Here is a 17,085-nt window from a genome sequence, read left to right as displayed (position 1 = left end):
CGGCTTCCTCTCATTTCTTCCATGCCAGCGTTTATGGATCCCGGGTTCTCGCCTTCGACGAGCCCCGGGATGACACTGAGAGGTGTTGTCGTGCGCGTCCGGTTTTTGGACACGTTCAATCGGAAAAGATCCTGCACTCGAAAAAGGTCCCGACCTCAGCGGTCGGCCTTGCTGCCGCTGACCGTGAGTTCGATGTACCGCCGGGTCGTCGGCCGCACGAGGTCGGCCATCTTCTGGGCCATCGCCAGTTCTTCCCGCAGCGACATCTCGAAGGCCGGCAGCCGGGCGCCCTGGCCGGCAGCCTCCGCCAGGGTGATCAACGCATCGTAGGCCGCCGCCTCGTAATTCTCGAAGGCGCGGTTGGCGAAGGCGTTCTTCAGGATCTCGTCCTGGGCCGGGGCGTGGGCCAAAGCCGCCATGTTGCCCATGAAGCCGAGCACGCCCTCCTTCAGGGTCGAAGGGCTCTCGGACATCGCCGCCAGCGCTTCGTCGAGCCGGTCGCGCTGGCCATGCGTCTCGGCGATGTGGCGGCGTAGAGCCGCGTCCATGTCGGGATAGCGCTCCAGGCGCTCGACCTGCCGCTCCATGATCTGAAGCGCCTGCAATTCGAGGGCGTGGGTGTTCTTCAGGGCAGTCACGTAGAGCGAACGGATATCCTCGGCCATCGTCGGGTCCTTCTCGGCGCGGCGATCCGGCAGGGATCGGCTTTCCCGGCGGATCGGATGTCCGGCCCAACGTCGCCGATCTGCGCCGGTTCGCCAAAAATACTCATACTACGAAACAGTATTTTTCGACCCGACGTCTCACGGAACGCCGCCAGGATGGAGACGTTGTTCGCCCTCATCGGCAGCAGGCCCCGGCGCACGCCATGCCGACCCATGAGACGAGGGAGATCCGCATGACCGCTTCCCCGCCCCCCGTGCCGCCGGCCAACCGGTCCGACAAGGGTCCCGGCAGTGCCGAGCGCGCCCCGACGGAGACCGGCGCCAAGGACACCGGCCAGACCCGGGACCCGGACAAGATCGGCCAGTCCGGCAACGCGACGGTGAACACGACCCACCAGGGCCATCAGCAGGATCGGTAAGGCCAGGAGCGTCCATCCCCATGAGCACGTCGACCAAGACCGACGCCGCCGACCGCCATCACGGCGGCCCCGGCAGCAGCCACCAGCGATCCGACCGCCCGGACCCCACCGCCGATACCGGACCGACGCCGGGCTCGGCCACCAGCGACAGCCGCTCGCACGTCTCGGGTGGCGGCGGCGAGCGCGACCGGCACCACGCCCACGATCCCGACCGCAAGGCGCACTCGCCGCGCTCGCATTGAATACGCGAGACGCGCGGCCTTGCGGCGGACCGGGATGTTTCCCGTGAAACCATGATCCGCGCCGGACGGGGTCCCCGTTCGGCGCGGACGGGTCGGGGCTCCTGGACGCCAACTCGCCCCGATCCTGTCACGGCCTCAGCGTGATATCGCCAAGGTCGTGCGCCACCTGGGCTTTCCTGACGAACTCCGCGCGCATCAGGGAGCCCGCCACGATGTCCGATCCTGCCCTCCTCCTTCGCCCCGCCTCCGGCCTCACCCGCCGCGCCGCCCTGATCGGTGCAGCGCTCGCGACCTGTGCGGTTCGCGGTGCGGCCGCGACGGAGGATGCGGTGGCCCGCCTCGCCCAGTTCGAGCGGCGCGACGGCGGGCGGCTCGGGGTCGAGGTGCGGGACACCGCGACCGGCCGCCGCTTCGGTCACCGGGCCGACGAACTCTTTCCGATGTGCAGCACCTTCAAGGCGGTCGCCGCCGCCGCGGTGCTGGCCCGGGCGGACAAGGGCCAGGACGACCTGAACCGGCGCATCGCCTATACTCGTGACGACCTCCTCAGCTACGCCCCGGTCACCTCGAAGCACGTCGAATCCGGCCTGACGCTGGCCGAACTCTGCGCCGCCGCCGTGGTGTGGAGCGACAACACCGCCGCCAACCTGATGCTGGCGACCCTGGGCGGGCCCGGCGGCATCACCACCTTCGCCCGGGCGCACGGCGACACCGTCACCCGCCTCGACCGCACCGAGCCGACGCTCAACACCGCGATCCCCGGCGACCCGCGCGACACGACGAGCCCGGCGGCGGTGGTCGGCCTCCTCGACAACGTGCTCCTCGGCAAGGCCCTGTCGGCGGAGTCGCGCACGAAGCTGGTCGGCTGGATGCACGAGAGCCCGACCGGCCTGAAGCGCGTGCGCGCCGGCCTGCCGGAGGGATGGCGCACGGCCGACAAGACCGGCACCGGCGACAACGGCACCGCCAACGTGGTGGCGCTGATCCACCGGCCGGACGGTGCGCCGATCCTGGCGGCGGTGTATCTTACCGGATCACCGGCCGAGCCCGCCGCGCGCGACGCCCTGCACGCCGAGGTCGGCCGGCTGATCGCCCGGAGCTTCCCGGGCGCCTGATCCCGCTCGCAGGACGCACCGTCCCGATGTCGAAGACCACCCGCGCCACGCAGGTCCTGACCCGTGCCGGCATCCCGCACACGGTCCACGCCTACGACTACGACCCGGAGGCGACCCGCATCGGCCTCCAGGCCGCGGAGGCGTTGGGCGTCGCGCCGGGCGAGGTGTTCAAGACCCTGATGGCGATGGTGGACGGCAAGCCGGTCTGCGTGCTGGCGCCCTCCGACCGGGAGATCTCGCTGAAGAAGCTCGCCGCCGCCTTCGGGGGCAAGTCCGCCGCCATGATGCGCCCGGCCGAAGCCGAGCGCCTGACCGGCTACCATGTCGGCGGCATCAGTCCGCTCGGGCAGAAGCGGACGGTGCCGACCCTGGTCGATGCCGCCGTCCTCGCGCTCCCGGAGATCTTCCTCAACGGCGGCCAGCGCGGGCTGCAGGTGCGGGTCAAGCCCGACGATCTCGTCCGCGTGCTCCAGGCCCGAACCGAGGCCGTGACCTGACGGAAACGCCCCGTTAACCACGATCCGTCAAGGCTGGTGCGGGTCGCGGGAGAGGACGGACGGATGGGTCACAGCGTGAGGCTCCTGGCGGGCGCGGTCCTCCTCGGCCTCGCCGGGCCGGCGATGGCCGCCGACCTGCCCGAGCCGGGTTACTGGCCGGAGCCGCGCCGCGCGCCGGGTCCTCCTCCCGCCCCCCGCTACTTCCCGCGCGGCGACAGCGACGCCTCGCCCGCCCGGGTGCAGCCGCCCTGCCAGGGCTTCGTGCCCACCAACGCCCTGGGCGATCCGACCTATGTCGGCTCGCCCTTCGGCCTCGGCAAGCCGAGCTATTACGGCTTCCCGCCCCCGCGCGGCGTCGACGACCCGTACGGGCGGCGACTCGCCCGGGGCTGCTGGTAGGCCGCCATCGGACGCCCCCTCGTGGCCCGCATCGCCTGCCTCCATACCGCCGACGGCAATATCGCAATCTTCGACGACGCCCTGTCGGCGAGCGGCCTGGTCGGCATGACCCTTCGCCATGCCGTGCGCGCCGACCTGCTGGCCGCCGCCGAGCGGGAGGGCGGATTGACGCCGGGCCTCGTCGCCGAGACGGCCGCGGCCCTGGGGGCGCTCTGCGCCGGGGCCGATGCGGTGCTGCTGACCTGCTCGACCCTCGGGCCCGCCGCCGCGATCGCGGCCCGCGATGCTCCCGTCCCGGTCCTGCGGGTCGATGCGGCGCTCGCCGCCGCGGCGGTGGCGGAGGGCGGGCGGGTCGTCGTGCTCTGTGCCGTGGAGACCACGATCGCGCCGACGCGCCATCTGTTCGAGGAGGCTGCACGGGCGACCGGGGCGGTGGTCGACGTGCGGTGGGTGCCCGGCGCCTGGGACGCCTTCAAGGCCGGCGACATCCCGCGCTACCTCGCGCTGATCGCCGCGGCGGGCGACGCGGCGTTGCGGACGGGCGCCACCCGTGTCGCTTTCGCCCAGGCCTCGATGGCGGGTGCCGCCGCGCGGGTGGGCGGTGAGCCCCCTCCCCTCACCAGCCCGGTCGCCGGCCTGCGCGCCGCGGCGGCGGCCGTACGGGGTGGTTGAACCCGACCCTACCCGGCAGGCCGCTCGGCCATGCGCGCCCGCGTGTCCTCGTCAAGCACGGCGCGGATCGCCGCCGTCAGCGGGTGGCGGGCGGTGTGCTTGGCGCCGTAGGCGAGGTTGAAGGCGTAGTCGAAGCCCGGCGGGTTGCGGCCCTGGTTGTGCTGGAGGATCGTCTCCAGCTTGTCGAAGCCCTTGGCCAGGACCGCCTCCGGCGAGGTGCCGGCCTCGTACTCCTCCCACAAGCCCAGGATCTCGTCCCGGCGCGCCGACGGCAGGGTATCCGTGAGGGACAGGAGATCGCGCCGCTCCTGCGCCGCCTTGTCGGCCGCCCGGGGATCGGTCGCCGGGATGTCGCCGCCGACCGCCTCGCCGAGATCGTGGACGAGGCACATCTTGATCAGCCTGAGCAGGTCGAATCCGTCCGCCCCGTCGACCAGCACCATCGCCATCAGGCAGAGCCGCCAGGTGTGCTCGGCCGTGCTCTCCGGCCGGCCGGAGGCGGCGTGGCCGCTGCGCAGCGTGCTCTTGAGCGCCTCGGCCCGGCGCAGGAAGTCGAGGGTACCGACGAGGTCGTCCGGACTCATGATGGGGATGACTCCTCGCTCAGCGCGGTGCCGTGCGGCGCAGCCTCGACCGCAGGATCGCCATACAAGATCGCCATATCCGATTCGCTCGGCGTGAGGCGGATGGAGGGACGATACGAGAGATGAATCGCTCGCCTGCCCCAAAGTCCGCCGGTGATCCGGGGTAGGATCACTCGGCCGAGCCGGACTTCCATCTGCAATCCCGTTCGACGGAATCGCAGCCGGGTTCCTCCCAAGGCTCTTCTCCCAAAACTCTCCTCCCAAGGCTCCCCTGGCGCGGCTCCGGCGCGCCGATTACCGTCGCGCCGGTTCGACCGACAGGAGCCTCGCGCGATGACGCCACCCCCCTCCCCTTCCGCCGTCCTCCGTCTCGGCGACGTCGCCGCCCTGCAGGGTCGGGTGCGCGACTGGCGGAGAGCCGGGGAGACCGTGGCTTTGGTGCCGACCATGGGGGCCCTGCACGAGGGGCACCTCGCCCTGGTGCGGCAGGCGCAGGAGCGGTGCCGGCGGGTGATCGTCAGCATCTTCGTCAACCCGACGCAGTTCGGCCCCAACGAGGACTTTTCGCGCTACCCCCGCGTCCTGGAGGACGACATCGCTCTCCTGGCCGAGGTCGGGGCGGATGCCGCCTACCTGCCCGACGTGGCGACGATGTATCCGCCGGGCTTCGCCACGACCGTGACGGTGGCGGGCCTGACGGAGGGGCTGTGCGGCCCGGTGCGGCCGGGACATTTCGCGGGCGTCGCCACCGTGGTGACGAAGCTCCTGCTCCAGGCCCTGCCCGATCTCGCTCTCTTCGGCGAGAAGGATTTCCAGCAGCTCCAGGTGATCCGGCGCGCCGCCCGCGACCTCGACGTCCCGGTGGCGATCGAGGGCGTGCCGACGGTGCGGGAGGCCGACGGCCTCGCCCTGTCGTCGCGCAACCGCTACCTCTCGACCGAGGAGCGGCACGCCGCCCCGACGATCCACGCGGTGCTGCAGCGGGTGGCCGCGGCGGTGCGCGGCGGCGCGGCGACGGCACCTGCCCTGGCGGAGGGCCGCGCCGCGCTCGAAGCGGCGGGCTTCGGGCCCGTGCAGTACCTGTCGGTGGCCGACGCCGAGAGCCTGGCGCCCCTGGAGCGGGTCGAGGGCCCGGCCCGCGTGCTGGTGGCGGCCTATCTCGGCCGCACCCGCCTCATCGACAACGTCGCGGTCTGACGCGACCGCGACGGCGGGCGGGGTCCGGCCCCGCCCGCTCCCGAAACATCGGTCCCGCTCGGGACGTCAGTCCCGCTCGGGATGTCAGTCCCGCACGGGATGTCAGTCCCGCAGAAGGTCGTTGATCGCGGTCTTGGCCCGGGTGCCGGCATCGACGCGCTTGACGATGACGGCGCAGTAGAGCGACGGGCCCGGGGTACCGTCCGGCAGCGCCTTGCCGGGCTGCGTGCCCGACACCACCACCGAGTAGGGCGGCACGCGGCCATACGAGACCTCGCCGGTGGCCCGGTCGATGATCTTGGTCGAGGCGCCGATATAGACGCCCATCGAGAGCACGCTGCCCTCGCCGACGATCACGCCCTCGGCCACCTCGGCGCGGGCGCCGATGAAGCAGTTGTCCTCGATGATGACCGGGTTGGCCTGGAGCGGCTCGAGCACCCCGGCGATGCCGGCGCCGCCGGAGATGTGGCAGTGCTTGCCGATCTGGGCGCAGGAGCCGACCGTGGCCCAGGTGTCGATCATCGAGCCCTCGCCGACATGGGCGCCGAGATTGACGAAGGACGGCATCAGCACCGCGCCCGGCGCGATGTGGGCGCCCCGGCGCACCACCGCGCCCGGCACGGCCCGGAAGCCGGCGGCGCGGAAGCGCGCGGCGTCCCAGCCCTCGAACTTCGACGGCACCTTGTCCCACCAGCCACCGCCGCCGGGCCCACCCTCGATCAGCGCCATGTCGTTGAGGCGGAACGAGAGCAGCACCGCCTTCTTCAGCCACTGGTTAACGTGCCAGTCGCCGCCCTCGACCTTCTCGGCCACCCGGGCCTCGCCGGAATCGAGCAGCGCCAGGGCGGCGTCGACCGCCTCGCGGACCGGCCCGCGCGTGTCGGCCCCGACATTCGCGCGGTCCTCCCAGGCGGCTTCGATGGTCCGGGCGAGATCGGCGTGCGACATGGGAGGCGTCCAGGGCGGGAGGGAAGTCGTATCGGCGTCCCCTCTATCAAAGCCTCGGCCCCGCTGTCACGTCGGGTCAGCGGCGCGGCTGCTGGCAAAGGTACGGGTGAGGGCGGCGAGCTCGTCGGCCAGCACGTCGTGGATCACCGCGGCCGCGTCGGGAAACACCTCGAGCACCCGGCGCATCAGGGCCTGCGTGACGACCATCACCTCGGCGGGGTCGGCGCCGACCCGCGCCGTGCTCGGCCGCTCCAGGGGGAGGAACAGGGCGGTCTGCCCGATCAGGGTGGATGGCCCGGCCTCGACCGGGACGCCGCGGGGCGAGCGGGGCTCCAGCACGACGGTGCCGCGCGTCACCACGAAGCCGCCATCGGCCGGCGTGCCGCGGGTGAACAGCACGGCGCCGGGCTCGAGACGGCGGCGCTCGGCCGCGAACGAGATCAGCCGCAGGGCGTCCCGATCCATCAATCCGAACAGCGGCGCGGCGGCCAGAATCGCGATGTCGTCGTCGAGCGCCAACGGCCTCGCTCTCCCCTGCCGCAACCCCGGCGCGGTCCTTCCGCGCCCGGGCGGCCCGGCCAAGCTCTAGCCGATCCGGCGCGCCGGCACCATGCGCGCCGGCCCCTCTTCCGATGTCCGATCGGTCACGCCGGGTGGCAGGAACCCGCCCGGTGCGGGCTTGCGCCCCTCACGCGACCCTCGCGCTCTCCGCGCCGCCCAGGCGGGCCACCACACGGTTGCGGCCGAGGCGCTTGGCCTCGTAGAGCGCCGCGTCGGTGGCCGCGAAGCACGCGCCGCCGCTCTCGCCCGGGCCGGCCTCGGCGACGCCGAGGCTCACCGTGATGCCGCCGCCCTCGTTGCCGGCATGCGGGATCAGCAGGCGCGCGACCGCCAGGCGGATGCGCTCGGCCCGGGCGACCGCCTCGGCGCTCGACGCGCCGGGCAGCAGTACGGCGAATTCCTCGCCGCCGATCCGGCAGGCGGTCTCCTCCGGCCCGCGGATCTGGCGCTGCAGCACCCGGGCGATGGCGCGCAGCACCTCGTCGCCGGCGAGGTGGCCGTAGGTGTCGTTGTAGAGCTTGAACCGGTCGGCATCGAGGAGGACGAGGCTGAACGTCGCCCGGCGCGGCATCGGCCCCCGGGCCTGCTCCTGCGCCCGCGCGAAGGCCTCGTCGAAATGGCGCCGGTTCGGCAGGCCGGTCAGCCCGTCGGTATGGGCGAGGCGGGCGAGATCGCGGTTGGCGTCGAGCGCGCGCGCCTCGGCCCGGCTGCGCCGTTCCAGCTCGCGCTGGAGCCGCAGGGTCAGCCCGATCATGCCGCCGCACAGGATCGCCACCAGCACCGCGATGGCGATGGCCTTGGGCCGCCACAGGGCCGTGATCACCTCGGTCGGCACCACGGCCGTCGCCACCAGCGGATGGCGGCCGACCCGGCAGTAGGTGAACAGGGCCTCGACCCCGTCCGGGTGGCCGGGCGCGACGAACTGGCCCGATCGGTGCTCGAAGAAGCGCCGGAAATGCGCGAGGGACGACAGGTCCTCGCCGATCATGCGCTCGATGGGCGGGCTGCGCACCAGGAGTTCGCCGCTGTCGCGGAAGAACGCGATGCGGCTCTGGTCGCCGATGCTGAGGCGGGCGAACAGGCCGTTGAAGTAGCCGATATCGATGGTTCCCATCACCACGCCGGCGAAGGCGCCGTCCGCGTAGGCGAGGCGCCGGCTGAGCGGGATCACCCAGCGGCCGTCCGGCGCCATGCGGAACGGCTTGCCGATATAGAGCCCGACATCTCCCCGCTGCTTGTGAGCCAGGAAGAAATCCGCCTCGGGGAAGGCCAGGGCCCGCGGTACCGCGTTGGTGGAATCGACGAAGGCCTGTCCCTGCGGGTCGAGGGCCAGGATCGCGCCGAGGCCGTTCGCCGTCGCGGCCCGGTCGAACAGGGCGAGCTGGCGCAGCTCCGGCGGGCTCTCGTCGATCGCCGGGTTCTGCAGCCCGTCCACCACCGCCTGGAGCGACAGGTCGTAGAACTCGATGTTGCGGTCGACCATGTGCTCGACCGCCTCCAGCAGGTTCTGCGACACCCGGCCGACCTGCTCCCAGGCGCTGCGGCGCATCTGCATGACCGTCAGACCCGAGGCGGCGCCGATCACCAGGGTGACGGCGACGATCGATCCGGCCAGCGCGCGGGAGGCGGCGGGACCCCGCCGACGGGCTCGAGGGTGCATCGGCGCTCCGTTGCGCAGTGCCTGCAATACGACCGGTGTATGACCCGAAGTCTAAGATTGGGTTGCGTCCGAGCCTTACCCGGATGCCGTTTCGGCCGGTGGCCGGCACGCCCCGTTTCCGGCTACGGTCCCGGCCGGACACCTGCAGGGAAGGGACCGTCATGGGCGGCACGGAAGCGATCGATCGGGCGCGCAGGGTGAGGATGGGGCGGGCCCGGCCCGGACGGGGGACGTCGCGATGATCGCCCCCGCCTTGCGCGAAGAGATCGCCCGCCGCTACGGCACGCCCGCGGTCGTCATCGACCTCGACCGGGTCGAGCGCAACATCGCCCGGCTCCAGGCCGCCTGCGACGCGGCCGGGCTCGCCAACCGCCCGCACATCAAGACGCACAAGAGCCCGGTCCTCGCCCGGATGCAGATCGCGGCCGGCGCGCGGGGCGTGACGTGCCAGAAGATCGGCGAGGCCGAGGTGATGGCGGCGGCCGGCATCGACGACATCCTGGTGAGCTACAACCTGGTCGGCCCGCACGCGGTCGGGCGTCTCGGGCGGCTCCTGCGCGAGAGCCCGGCCCGGCTCACGGTCGCGGCCGACAACCCGGTGACCGTGGCGGGCCTGGAGGAGGCCGCGCGGGCCGGCGGGCGCACCCTCGACGTGGTGGTGGAATGCGACACCGGCCGCAAGCGCGCCGGCGTCGAGACCCCGGGCGAGGCGGTGGCGCTCGCCCGCGACATCGCGAGCCGCCCAGGCCTCGCCTTCGCGGGCCTGCTCCTCTACCCGCCGGCCGGGGACGCCGCCGGGGCCCAGACGTTCCTCGACGAGGCGAAGGCGGGCCTCGCCGCCCTCGGGCTCGAGCCCCGGATCGTCTCGACCGGCGGCACGCCGAACCTGCCGGAGCTCGGCCAGATTCGCGGCGCCACCGAGCACCGGGCCGGCACCGTGATCTTCAACGACCGGATGATGATGGCGGCGGGCGTCGCCACCCTGGAGGAGTGCGCGCTGGCCGTGCTCGCCCGGGTGGTGAGCCGGGCGGGGCCCGAGCGCGGCATCCTGGATGCCGGCTCGAAGACGCTCACCAGCGATACCGGCGGCGGGCTCGACGGGTTCGGGCTCCTGCCCGACCATCCGGGCGCGCGCATCCACGCCTTTGCCGAGGAGCACGGCTTCCTCGACCTCTCGGCCTGCGCCGACCGACCCGCGGTCGGGACGCTCGTCGAGGTGGTGCCCAACCACGTCTGCGTCGTCGTCAACATGGTCGACACGCTGGTGACGGTGCGCGGCGGCGCGATCGTCGGCACGCTGCCGGTGGCGGCGCGGGGAATGATCGCGTGAGCACGCCGCGCGTGAACGCGGGGCGGTGAGCGAGGCTCAGGGCAGCAGCTTGTAGCCGCCGCCCTCCGTCACCAGGATCGAGGCGGTCGCCGGGTTCGGCTCGATCTTCTGGCGCAGGCGGTAGATGTGGGTCTCGAGGGTGTGGGTGGTGACCTGGGCGTTGTAGCCCCACACCTCGGCGAGCAGGGTGTCGCGCCCCACCACCTGCCGGCCGGCGCGGTAGAGGAAGCGCAGGATCGCGGTCTCCTTCTCGGTGAGCTTCAGCTTCGAGCCGCGCTCGCCGACGAGGAGCTTCGCGCCCGGCCGGAAGGTGTAGGGGCCGATCTGGAACACCGCGTCCTCGCTCGCCTCGTACTGGCGCAGCTGGGCGCGGATGCGGGCGAGCAGCACCGCGAGCTTGAACGGCTTCGTCACGTAGTCGTTGGCGCCGGCATCCAGCCCCTGCACGGTGTCGGTGTCGGAGGCCTGGCCGGTCAGCATGATCACCGGGCCGCGAAAGCCGCCCTGCCGCATCTGCCGCACGGCCTCGCGCCCGTCGAGGTCGGGCAGGCCGACATCCATCACCACGAGGTCGATCCGCTCGGAGGAGACCCGCTCCATCGCGCCCTGCGCGGTCTCGGCGGTCACCACGTCGAAGGAATCCGAGAGGGCGAGCTGCTCGGTCAGGGTGTCGCGCAGGGTCGGATCGTCGTCGACGACGAGCAGGCGGTGGGCGTTCGACATCGAACCGGCACTCTCGAACAGAACGGTCGGCCGCCGGCCGGGCTCGGCCCCGCCGCCGGCCGGGGCGGCGATCCGGGACGGAGCGCAGCCTGGCAGCGTGCGGGGCAGAGTAGCGGAGCGCCGGGCCGCGGCAAGGGCCGGGCCCCTCCCTGTCCACGGCATCGGGGCTCAGGCGCGGGGCGGCAGCGGCCCCTCCGGCCGGGGTGGAACGGGCCGCAGGTTGCTCGGCGCGGTCAGCTCCGGGCGCGCCACCGCCACCGGGCAGGCCTGGAGCCAGAGATAGGCCCGGAGCGCCAGCCAGGCGTCCTCCAGCGCTCCGTGGCGGGTGCCGACCCGGGCGAGCCCCATGCGCCGACACACCGCGTCGAGGGCGGCGCGCCCCCTCTCGCCGCGGCGGCGATAGGCCTCCATGGTGCAATAGACCTTGGCCGAGACGGCCGGCAGGCCGGTCGCCGCCATCTCGCGGTCGAGGACGGCGAGATCGAAGGCGGCGTTGTGGGCGACGACGAGGTCGGCCCCCGCCAGGATCCCCGCCAGCGCCGCGAGGTGCATCGCGGCCGGATCCTGATGGCGCAGGAGCCAGTCGTCGTAGCCGTGCACGGCTTGCGCCGCCGGGTGGCTCGGCCGGCCCGGATCGAAGATCAGGTGGTGACAGGCGATCTCGGGCCGGCCGGTGGCGAGCGAGGCGGTCGCGAGCGCCACCACGCCCACGCTCACCATCCGGTCGCCCGCGGCAAGGCCGGTGGCCTCGACATCGAGGGCGACGAGACGCGGCGGCAGCCAGCCGAGCCAGTCGGGAATCGGGGTCGGCTCAGGCATCGGTCGCGGATTCGCCCGGGTTCGTGGATCGGCGGCCCTGGAGCCGTCGCGGCGGGAGCCTTAAAGAGGATGGCGATGAAGCGCACGACCCTTCCGCACCTGCGGGTCCGCCCGAACCCCCTCGACCGCCGCCGCGGCACCCTGATCGCCGGCCCGGTCCTGATTCCCTGCGCCCTGGGCAAGGGCGGCCAGCGGCAGGTGAAACGCGAGGGCGACGGGGCGTCGCCCCGCGGCACCTTCCGGCTGCGCGGCGGCTTCTACCGGCCCGACCGGCTCGGGACGCGCCCACCGACCCCCCTCCCCTTGCGGGCGATCCGCCCCGGCGACGGCTGGTGCGACGACCCGCGCGACCGGCGCTACAACCGGCCTCTCGCCCTCCCGGCCCCCGGCATCAGCGCCGAGGCGATGTGGCGCGACGACGGGCTCTACGACCTCGTGATCGACCTCGACTACAACCGCGGCCCGATCCGCCCCGGACGCGGCAGCGCCATCTTCCTCCACGTCGCCCGCCCGGGCTTCCGGCCGACCGAGGGCTGCGTCGCCCTGCGCCGCCCCGACCTGGTGCGGCTCCTGCGCCGCCTCGGCCCCGGCACGCGTCTCACGATCTGAGAAAGATCTTCTCCGGTTTCGCGGGGCGAGGGATGGAGATCCTCACCGTCGCGCGATGCTGCACGGCACAACGAAATCTTTAGATTTGGTAACGCTGCCACACTCGCGCACCTCGAAAACATGCGCTAGGGTTCGACTGCCACACAAAAGCCGCACCGGACGCAGGGAGAGACGCATGCTCGACGCCTATACCGCGACCGAGATCGTTCGGGCCCGCCAGATCCATGCCGTGGAGGGGCCGCGCGGCACCCTCTGGAACGGCTCGGCCCGTTACCGCGACGGGCTGCCGAATTCCCCCGTCCTGCTCACGGACGAGGACCGCGTCCGCTTCCTGGAGCAGGCGCGGGAGGAGATCCGCTGCCTGCACGCCAATTGACGGCCGCGCGTCAGTCCGCCGTCGCCGCCTTGGGCCGACGCGCCCCGAAGATCGCGCTGCCGACCCGCACATGGGTCGCTCCCATCTGGATCGCCGCCGGGTAGTCGGCGCTCATCCCCATCGACAGGATCGGCAGGGCGTGGCGGCGGGCGATCGCCGCCAGCAGGCCGAAATGCGCCGAGGGCGGGTCCTCCGCCGGGGGAATGCACATCAGGCCGCAGACCGTGAGGCCGTGCGTATCCCGGCACTCCGCCAGGAACGCGTCGAGCCCGCCCGGCGCCACGCCGCCCTTCTGCGGCTCCTCGCCGGTATTGACCTGCACCAGCAGGCGCGGATGCCGGCCGTTGCGCTGGATCTCCTTGCCGAGCGCCGCGGCGAGCGAGGTCCGGTCCAGGGTGTGGATCACGTCGAACAGCTCGACCGCCTCGCGGGCCTTGTTCGATTGCAGCGGGCCGATCAGATGCAGTTCGGCGTCCGGATACGCCTCGCGCAGGGCCGGCCACTTGGCCTTCGCCTCCTGGACGTAGTTCTCTCCGAAACAGCGTTGTCCGGCTTCCAGCGCCGGCTGGATCCCCTCGGGCGGAATCGTCTTCGACACCGCGATGAGGGCGACGCCCGCGGGATCGCGCTCGCTGTCCTCGGCCGCCCGGGCGATCGCCGCCCGCACCTCGGCCAGGTTCGACGTGACGGTCTGCGGGTCGATCATGACCGGCTGCCTCTCCATTGTTGACCCTCGGGACCAAACCGTGTCCTAGTCCGCCGGCGCCGCGCCGAGCAAGCTCAACCGTTTGCGGCCGTGACGTTTTCCCTTCATCCCTGCCGCCGGTGCTCACGGCGCCGGCGCCGACCGGTCGCAAAGACGCCGCCCATGGCCGAACGTTACAACGCGAAGGATTCCGAGCCCCACTGGCAGCAGGTGTGGGCCGAGCGCGAGATTTTTCGCACCCGCAACGACGATCCCCGTCCGAAATACTACGTGCTCGAGATGTTCCCCTATCCGTCGGGGCGCATCCATATGGGCCACGTCCGCAACTACGCCATGGGCGACGTGGTGGCGCGCTACAAGCGGGCCAAGGGCTTCAACGTCCTGCACCCGATGGGCTGGGACGCGTTCGGCCTGCCGGCCGAGAACGCCGCGATGCAGAACAAGGTCAACCCGCGGGACTGGACCTACGCCAACATCGCGACGATGCGGACACAGCTCCAATCGATGGGTCTGTCGCTCGACTGGAGCCGGGAGATCGCGACCTGCGATCCCGAATACTACAAGCACCAGCAGCGGATGTTCCTCGACTTCCTGAAGGCCGGGCTGGTCTCGCGCCGCACCGCCAAGGTGAACTGGGACCCGGTCGACCACACCGTGCTGGCCAACGAGCAGGTGATCGACGGGCGCGGCTGGCGCTCGGGGGCGCTGGTCGAGCAGCGCGAGCTGACCCAGTGGTTCTTCAAGATCACCGACTTCGCCCAGGATCTGGACGACCGGCTCGACACCCTGGAGCGCTGGCCGGAAAAGGTCCGGCTGATGCAGCGCAACTGGATCGGCCGCTCGGAAGGGCTGGAGCTGCGCTTTGCCCTCGAATCGGCGCCGGAGGGCGCGGGCTCCGAGGTGACGGTCTACACGACGCGGCCCGACACCCTGTTCGGCGCCAAGTTCCTGGCGGTCGCCGCCGACCACCCGCTCGCCGCTTCGGTCGCCGCCGGCAACCCGGCCCTGCAGGACTTCATCGCCGAGTGCCGGCGCATGGGCACGGCGCAGGCCGCGATCGACACGGCGGAGAAGCTCGGCTTCGACACCGGCCTCAAGGTCCGCCACCCCCTCGACCCGTCCTGGACCCTGCCGGTCTACGTCGCCAACTTCGTGCTGATGGAGTACGGCACCGGCGCGGTGTTCGGCTGCCCGGCGCACGACCAGCGCGACCTCGACTTCGCCAACAAGTACGGTCTCGGCAACACCCCGGTCGTGTGCCCGCCGGACCAGGACCCGGCCGCCTTCGTGATCACCGACACCGCCTATGACGGCGACGGCCGGATGATCAACTCGCGCTTCCTCGACGGGATGGACACCGACACGGCGTTCAAGACTGTTGCCGACCGGCTGGAGGCCGAGACCCTGGACGGCGCCTCGGTCGGCCGACGCCGGGTGCAGTTCCGCCTGCGCGATTGGGGCGTGTCGCGCCAGCGCTACTGGGGCTGCCCGATCCCGGTGATCCACTGCGACTCGTGCGGCGTCGTGCCGGTGCCGGTCGCGGATCTGCCGGTGAAGCTGCCCGAGGAGGTGTCCTTCGACGTGCCCGGCAACCCGCTCGAGCGCGATGCCGCCTGGCGCAACGTGCCCTGCCCGTGTTGCGGCAAGCCGGCCCGGCGCGAGACCGACACGATGGACACCTTCGTCGATTCGTCCTGGTACTTCGCCCGCTTCACCGCGCCGTGGCTGACGGACGCGCCGACCGAGAAGGCTGTGGCCGATCACTGGCTGCCGGTCGATCAGTATATCGGCGGCATCGAGCACGCGATCCTGCACCTGCTCTACTCCCGCTTCTTCATGCGGGCGATGCGCCAGACCGGCTGGGCCGGTGTCGACGAGCCCTTCGCGGGCCTTTTCACCCAGGGCATGGTCGTCCACGAGACCTATCGCGACGAGGCCGGCGCCTGGGTGCAGCCGGTCGACGTGCGGATCGTCAGCGAGGATGGCGCCCGCAAGGCGTTTCACGTGAAAACCGAAGCGCCCGTCTCGATCGGTGCGATCGAGAAGATGTCGAAGTCGAAGAAGAACGTCGTCGACCCGGACGACATCATCGCTTCGTACGGCGCCGACACCGCCCGCTGGTTCATGCTCTCCGACTCCCCGCCGGAGCGCGACGTGATCTGGACCGAGGACGGCGTCCAGGGGGCCTCCCGCTTCGTCCAGCGCGTCTGGCGCATGGTGAGCGAAGTCGCCGAGGGCGGGACCGAGGCGGCGCGCGACGACAACCCGGCGGTGCTGAAGGCGGCCCACAAGGCCCTCGCCGCGGTGGGCGAGGATATCGAGCGCCTGCGCTTCAACCGCTGCGTCGCCCATGTCTACGAGCTGGCGAACAGCCTGCAGGAGGCGGTCGCCACGGAACGCGGCCACGCCCCCTCCCCCGCCCTGCGGGAGGCGACGCGGATCCTGGTGCAGCTCATCGCCCCGATGATGCCGCACCTCGCCGAGGCCTGCTGGACGGCGCTGGGGCAGGACGGCCTGGTCGCCGAGGCGGGCTGGCCGGAGGTCCGCCACGACCTCCTGGTCGAGGACAGCGTGACGATGCCGGTGCAGATCAACGGCCGCAAGCGCGCCGACGTGACGGTGCCGCGGGACGCCGACCAGGCCGCGGTCCAGGCGGCGGTGCTGGCGCTCGAGCCGGTGCAGCGCGCGCTCGAAGGCAAGCCGCCCCGCAAGGTGATCGTGGTGCCGCTGCGCATCGTGAACATCGTCGTCTGATCGATCGACACGATCACGGCAGCGAGCGGGGCCCGGCGATCCGACGATCGCCGGGCCTTTCGTTTGACACCGTAGTCCCCGATATTCTCGCCGCCTTCGTCCCCCGGCCCTGCTGTCGCCGCAGAGATTTTTTAGGATCACCCCCTAACCTGGCGGCCCGGAAGGCAGGGCTTGCCGGGACCGCCCCTCCCCACGGTCACGCCTCTTGGCAGGACCTCGGCGGGGCGGTAACGGGACGCGTGGTGGCAGGACGGACCTTCATGACAGGCTTGATGGCAGGCAGCACGGTGAAGACGGCGCGGAACCTCACTCTCGTCGCCACCCTGGCGCTCGGTCTCTCGGCCTGCTTTCGTCCGCTCTACGGGCCGACCGCTTCCGGCGCACCCCTGAGCGCCGTACTGGCCTCGATTCAGGTCGACCCGGCCAAGACGGCCCAGGGCCAGGAACGTCTCGGCCACTACCTGCGCAGCGAGCTGGTGTTCGACCTCGACGGCTCCGGCCAGCCCTCGGACAAGAAGTACCGCCTGACCTTGACCGCGAGCGAGACGGTGCAGACCCCGATCGTCAGCTCGATCACCGGCCGGGCCGAATCCGCGACCCTGTTCGGCACCGCCTCCTACAAGGTTCAGACCTTGTCCGGCGACCGCACCCTCACGGAGGGTGTCGCCCAGGGTACCGCGACCTACGACCGCTCGTCCCAGCGCTTCGCCAGCCTGCGGGCTGCCCGCGACGCCGAGATCCGGCTCGCCAAGCTGCTCTCCGAGCAGATCAAGACCCGCGTCGCCGCGATCCTGGCGACCCAGCCCTGA

General features: G+C 72.0%; 20 protein-coding genes. 12 read left to right on the top strand and 8 right to left on the bottom strand.

Going from position 1 to position 17,085, the window contains the following annotated elements; genetic code table 11:
* Window positions 1–155: 155 nt before the first annotated feature.
* Window positions 156–665 (bottom strand): ferritin-like domain-containing protein, encoded by a 510-nt coding sequence (locus miv_RS07825; protein WP_048431368.1) that lies wholly within the window; start codon window positions 663–665, stop codon window positions 156–158.
* Between the two features lie 233 nt (window positions 666–898).
* Here miv_RS07825 and miv_RS07820 point away from each other — a divergent pair, with 233 nt between their 5' ends.
* The 6 genes from miv_RS07820 to miv_RS07795 all read left to right on the top strand — a co-directional run bounded on the left by miv_RS07820 (window position 899) and on the right by miv_RS07795 (window position 4,009).
* Window positions 899–1,084: a hypothetical protein gene (locus miv_RS07820; RefSeq protein ID WP_207182155.1), complete on the top strand. Its 186-nt coding sequence runs from the start codon at window positions 899–901 to the stop codon at window positions 1,082–1,084.
* Window positions 1,085–1,104: 20 nt separating this feature from the next.
* The gene (locus miv_RS07815) at window positions 1,105–1,326 is read left to right on the top strand and encodes a hypothetical protein (protein WP_048431366.1); all 222 of its coding nucleotides are present in this window, start codon (window positions 1,105–1,107) and stop codon (window positions 1,324–1,326) included.
* A gap of 212 nt (window positions 1,327–1,538) precedes the next feature.
* On the top strand, window positions 1,539–2,441 hold the full coding sequence (bla, locus tag miv_RS07810; RefSeq protein ID WP_207182153.1) for a class A beta-lactamase: 903 nt from the start codon (window positions 1,539–1,541) through the stop codon (window positions 2,439–2,441).
* A 26-nt stretch (window positions 2,442–2,467) separates the two neighbouring features.
* Complete coding sequence (ybaK, locus tag miv_RS07805) at window positions 2,468–2,938, top strand: Cys-tRNA(Pro) deacylase (protein WP_207182152.1); 471 nt, start codon at window positions 2,468–2,470, stop codon at window positions 2,936–2,938.
* Between the two features lie 63 nt (window positions 2,939–3,001).
* The gene (locus miv_RS07800) at window positions 3,002–3,337 is read left to right on the top strand and encodes a hypothetical protein (RefSeq protein WP_207182150.1); all 336 of its coding nucleotides are present in this window, start codon (window positions 3,002–3,004) and stop codon (window positions 3,335–3,337) included.
* 21 nt (window positions 3,338–3,358) lie between these two features.
* Window positions 3,359–4,009, top strand: a complete 651-nt coding sequence (locus miv_RS07795) for an aspartate/glutamate racemase family protein (protein ID WP_207182148.1) — start codon at window positions 3,359–3,361, stop codon at window positions 4,007–4,009.
* A gap of 8 nt (window positions 4,010–4,017) precedes the next feature.
* On the opposite strand, the gene miv_RS07790 is transcribed toward miv_RS07795, so the two are convergent.
* Window positions 4,018–4,593: an HD domain-containing protein gene (locus miv_RS07790; RefSeq protein WP_207182146.1), complete on the bottom strand. Its 576-nt coding sequence runs from the start codon at window positions 4,591–4,593 to the stop codon at window positions 4,018–4,020.
* Window positions 4,594–4,926: 333 nt separating this feature from the next.
* Here miv_RS07790 and panC point away from each other — a divergent pair, with 333 nt between their 5' ends.
* Window positions 4,927–5,790 carry a pantoate--beta-alanine ligase gene (gene panC, locus miv_RS07785; RefSeq protein ID WP_207182144.1) on the top strand — a complete coding sequence of 288 codons (864 nt, stop codon included), beginning with the start codon at window positions 4,927–4,929 and terminating at the stop codon, window positions 5,788–5,790.
* Between the two features lie 102 nt (window positions 5,791–5,892).
* Here the strand turns inward: panC and dapD are convergent, their stop codons facing one another.
* The 3 genes from dapD to miv_RS07770 all read right to left on the bottom strand — a co-directional run bounded on the left by dapD (window position 5,893) and on the right by miv_RS07770 (window position 8,959).
* Window positions 5,893–6,738, bottom strand: coding sequence for a 2,3,4,5-tetrahydropyridine-2,6-dicarboxylate N-succinyltransferase (dapD, locus tag miv_RS07780; RefSeq protein ID WP_048427528.1), 846 nt, complete (start codon window positions 6,736–6,738; stop codon window positions 5,893–5,895).
* 66 nt (window positions 6,739–6,804) lie between these two features.
* Window positions 6,805–7,257, bottom strand: a complete 453-nt coding sequence (locus tag miv_RS07775) for a Crp/Fnr family transcriptional regulator (RefSeq protein WP_207182142.1) — start codon at window positions 7,255–7,257, stop codon at window positions 6,805–6,807.
* Between the two features lie 169 nt (window positions 7,258–7,426).
* Window positions 7,427–8,959 carry a GGDEF domain-containing protein gene (locus miv_RS07770; RefSeq protein WP_207182141.1) on the bottom strand — a complete coding sequence of 511 codons (1,533 nt, stop codon included), beginning with the start codon at window positions 8,957–8,959 and terminating at the stop codon, window positions 7,427–7,429.
* 241 nt (window positions 8,960–9,200) lie between these two features.
* Between miv_RS07770 and miv_RS07765 the strand changes: the two genes are divergently transcribed.
* Window positions 9,201–10,289, top strand: a complete 1,089-nt coding sequence (locus miv_RS07765) for an alanine racemase (protein WP_420865540.1) — start codon at window positions 9,201–9,203, stop codon at window positions 10,287–10,289.
* 36 nt (window positions 10,290–10,325) lie between these two features.
* Here the strand turns inward: miv_RS07765 and miv_RS07760 are convergent, their stop codons facing one another.
* Together miv_RS07760 and miv_RS07755 are read right to left on the bottom strand one after the other, a co-directional pair.
* Entirely contained in the window at window positions 10,326–11,012 is a 687-nt protein-coding gene (locus miv_RS07760; protein WP_058617544.1) for a response regulator transcription factor, read from the bottom strand.
* A 168-nt stretch (window positions 11,013–11,180) separates the two neighbouring features.
* Window positions 11,181–11,831, bottom strand: a complete 651-nt coding sequence (locus tag miv_RS07755; protein WP_207182139.1) for a 3'-5' exonuclease — start codon at window positions 11,829–11,831, stop codon at window positions 11,181–11,183.
* Window positions 11,832–11,906: 75 nt separating this feature from the next.
* Between miv_RS07755 and miv_RS07750 the strand changes: the two genes are divergently transcribed.
* Window positions 11,907–12,440, top strand: coding sequence for a L,D-transpeptidase family protein (locus miv_RS07750; RefSeq protein WP_048427531.1), 534 nt, complete (start codon window positions 11,907–11,909; stop codon window positions 12,438–12,440).
* Between the two features lie 175 nt (window positions 12,441–12,615).
* Window positions 12,616–12,816 (top strand): hypothetical protein, encoded by a 201-nt coding sequence (locus miv_RS07745; protein WP_048427522.1) that lies wholly within the window; start codon window positions 12,616–12,618, stop codon window positions 12,814–12,816.
* Between the two features lie 10 nt (window positions 12,817–12,826).
* Here miv_RS07745 and miv_RS07740 read toward each other — a convergent pair whose 3' ends face one another.
* Window positions 12,827–13,522 (bottom strand): YggS family pyridoxal phosphate-dependent enzyme, encoded by a 696-nt coding sequence (locus miv_RS07740; protein WP_207182137.1) that lies wholly within the window; start codon window positions 13,520–13,522, stop codon window positions 12,827–12,829.
* Window positions 13,523–13,684: 162 nt separating this feature from the next.
* Here miv_RS07740 and leuS point away from each other — a divergent pair, with 162 nt between their 5' ends.
* Complete coding sequence (leuS, locus tag miv_RS07735) at window positions 13,685–16,276, top strand: leucine--tRNA ligase (RefSeq protein ID WP_207182135.1); 2,592 nt, start codon at window positions 13,685–13,687, stop codon at window positions 16,274–16,276.
* A 272-nt stretch (window positions 16,277–16,548) separates the two neighbouring features.
* Entirely contained in the window at window positions 16,549–17,085 is a 537-nt protein-coding gene (locus tag miv_RS07730) for an LPS assembly lipoprotein LptE (RefSeq protein ID WP_048427519.1), read from the top strand.

This window comes from Methylobacterium indicum, assembly GCF_017347565.1.
Classification (GTDB): domain Bacteria; phylum Pseudomonadota; class Alphaproteobacteria; order Rhizobiales; family Beijerinckiaceae; genus Methylobacterium; species Methylobacterium indicum.
This window is presented reverse-complemented; position numbering and strand designations above follow the sequence as displayed.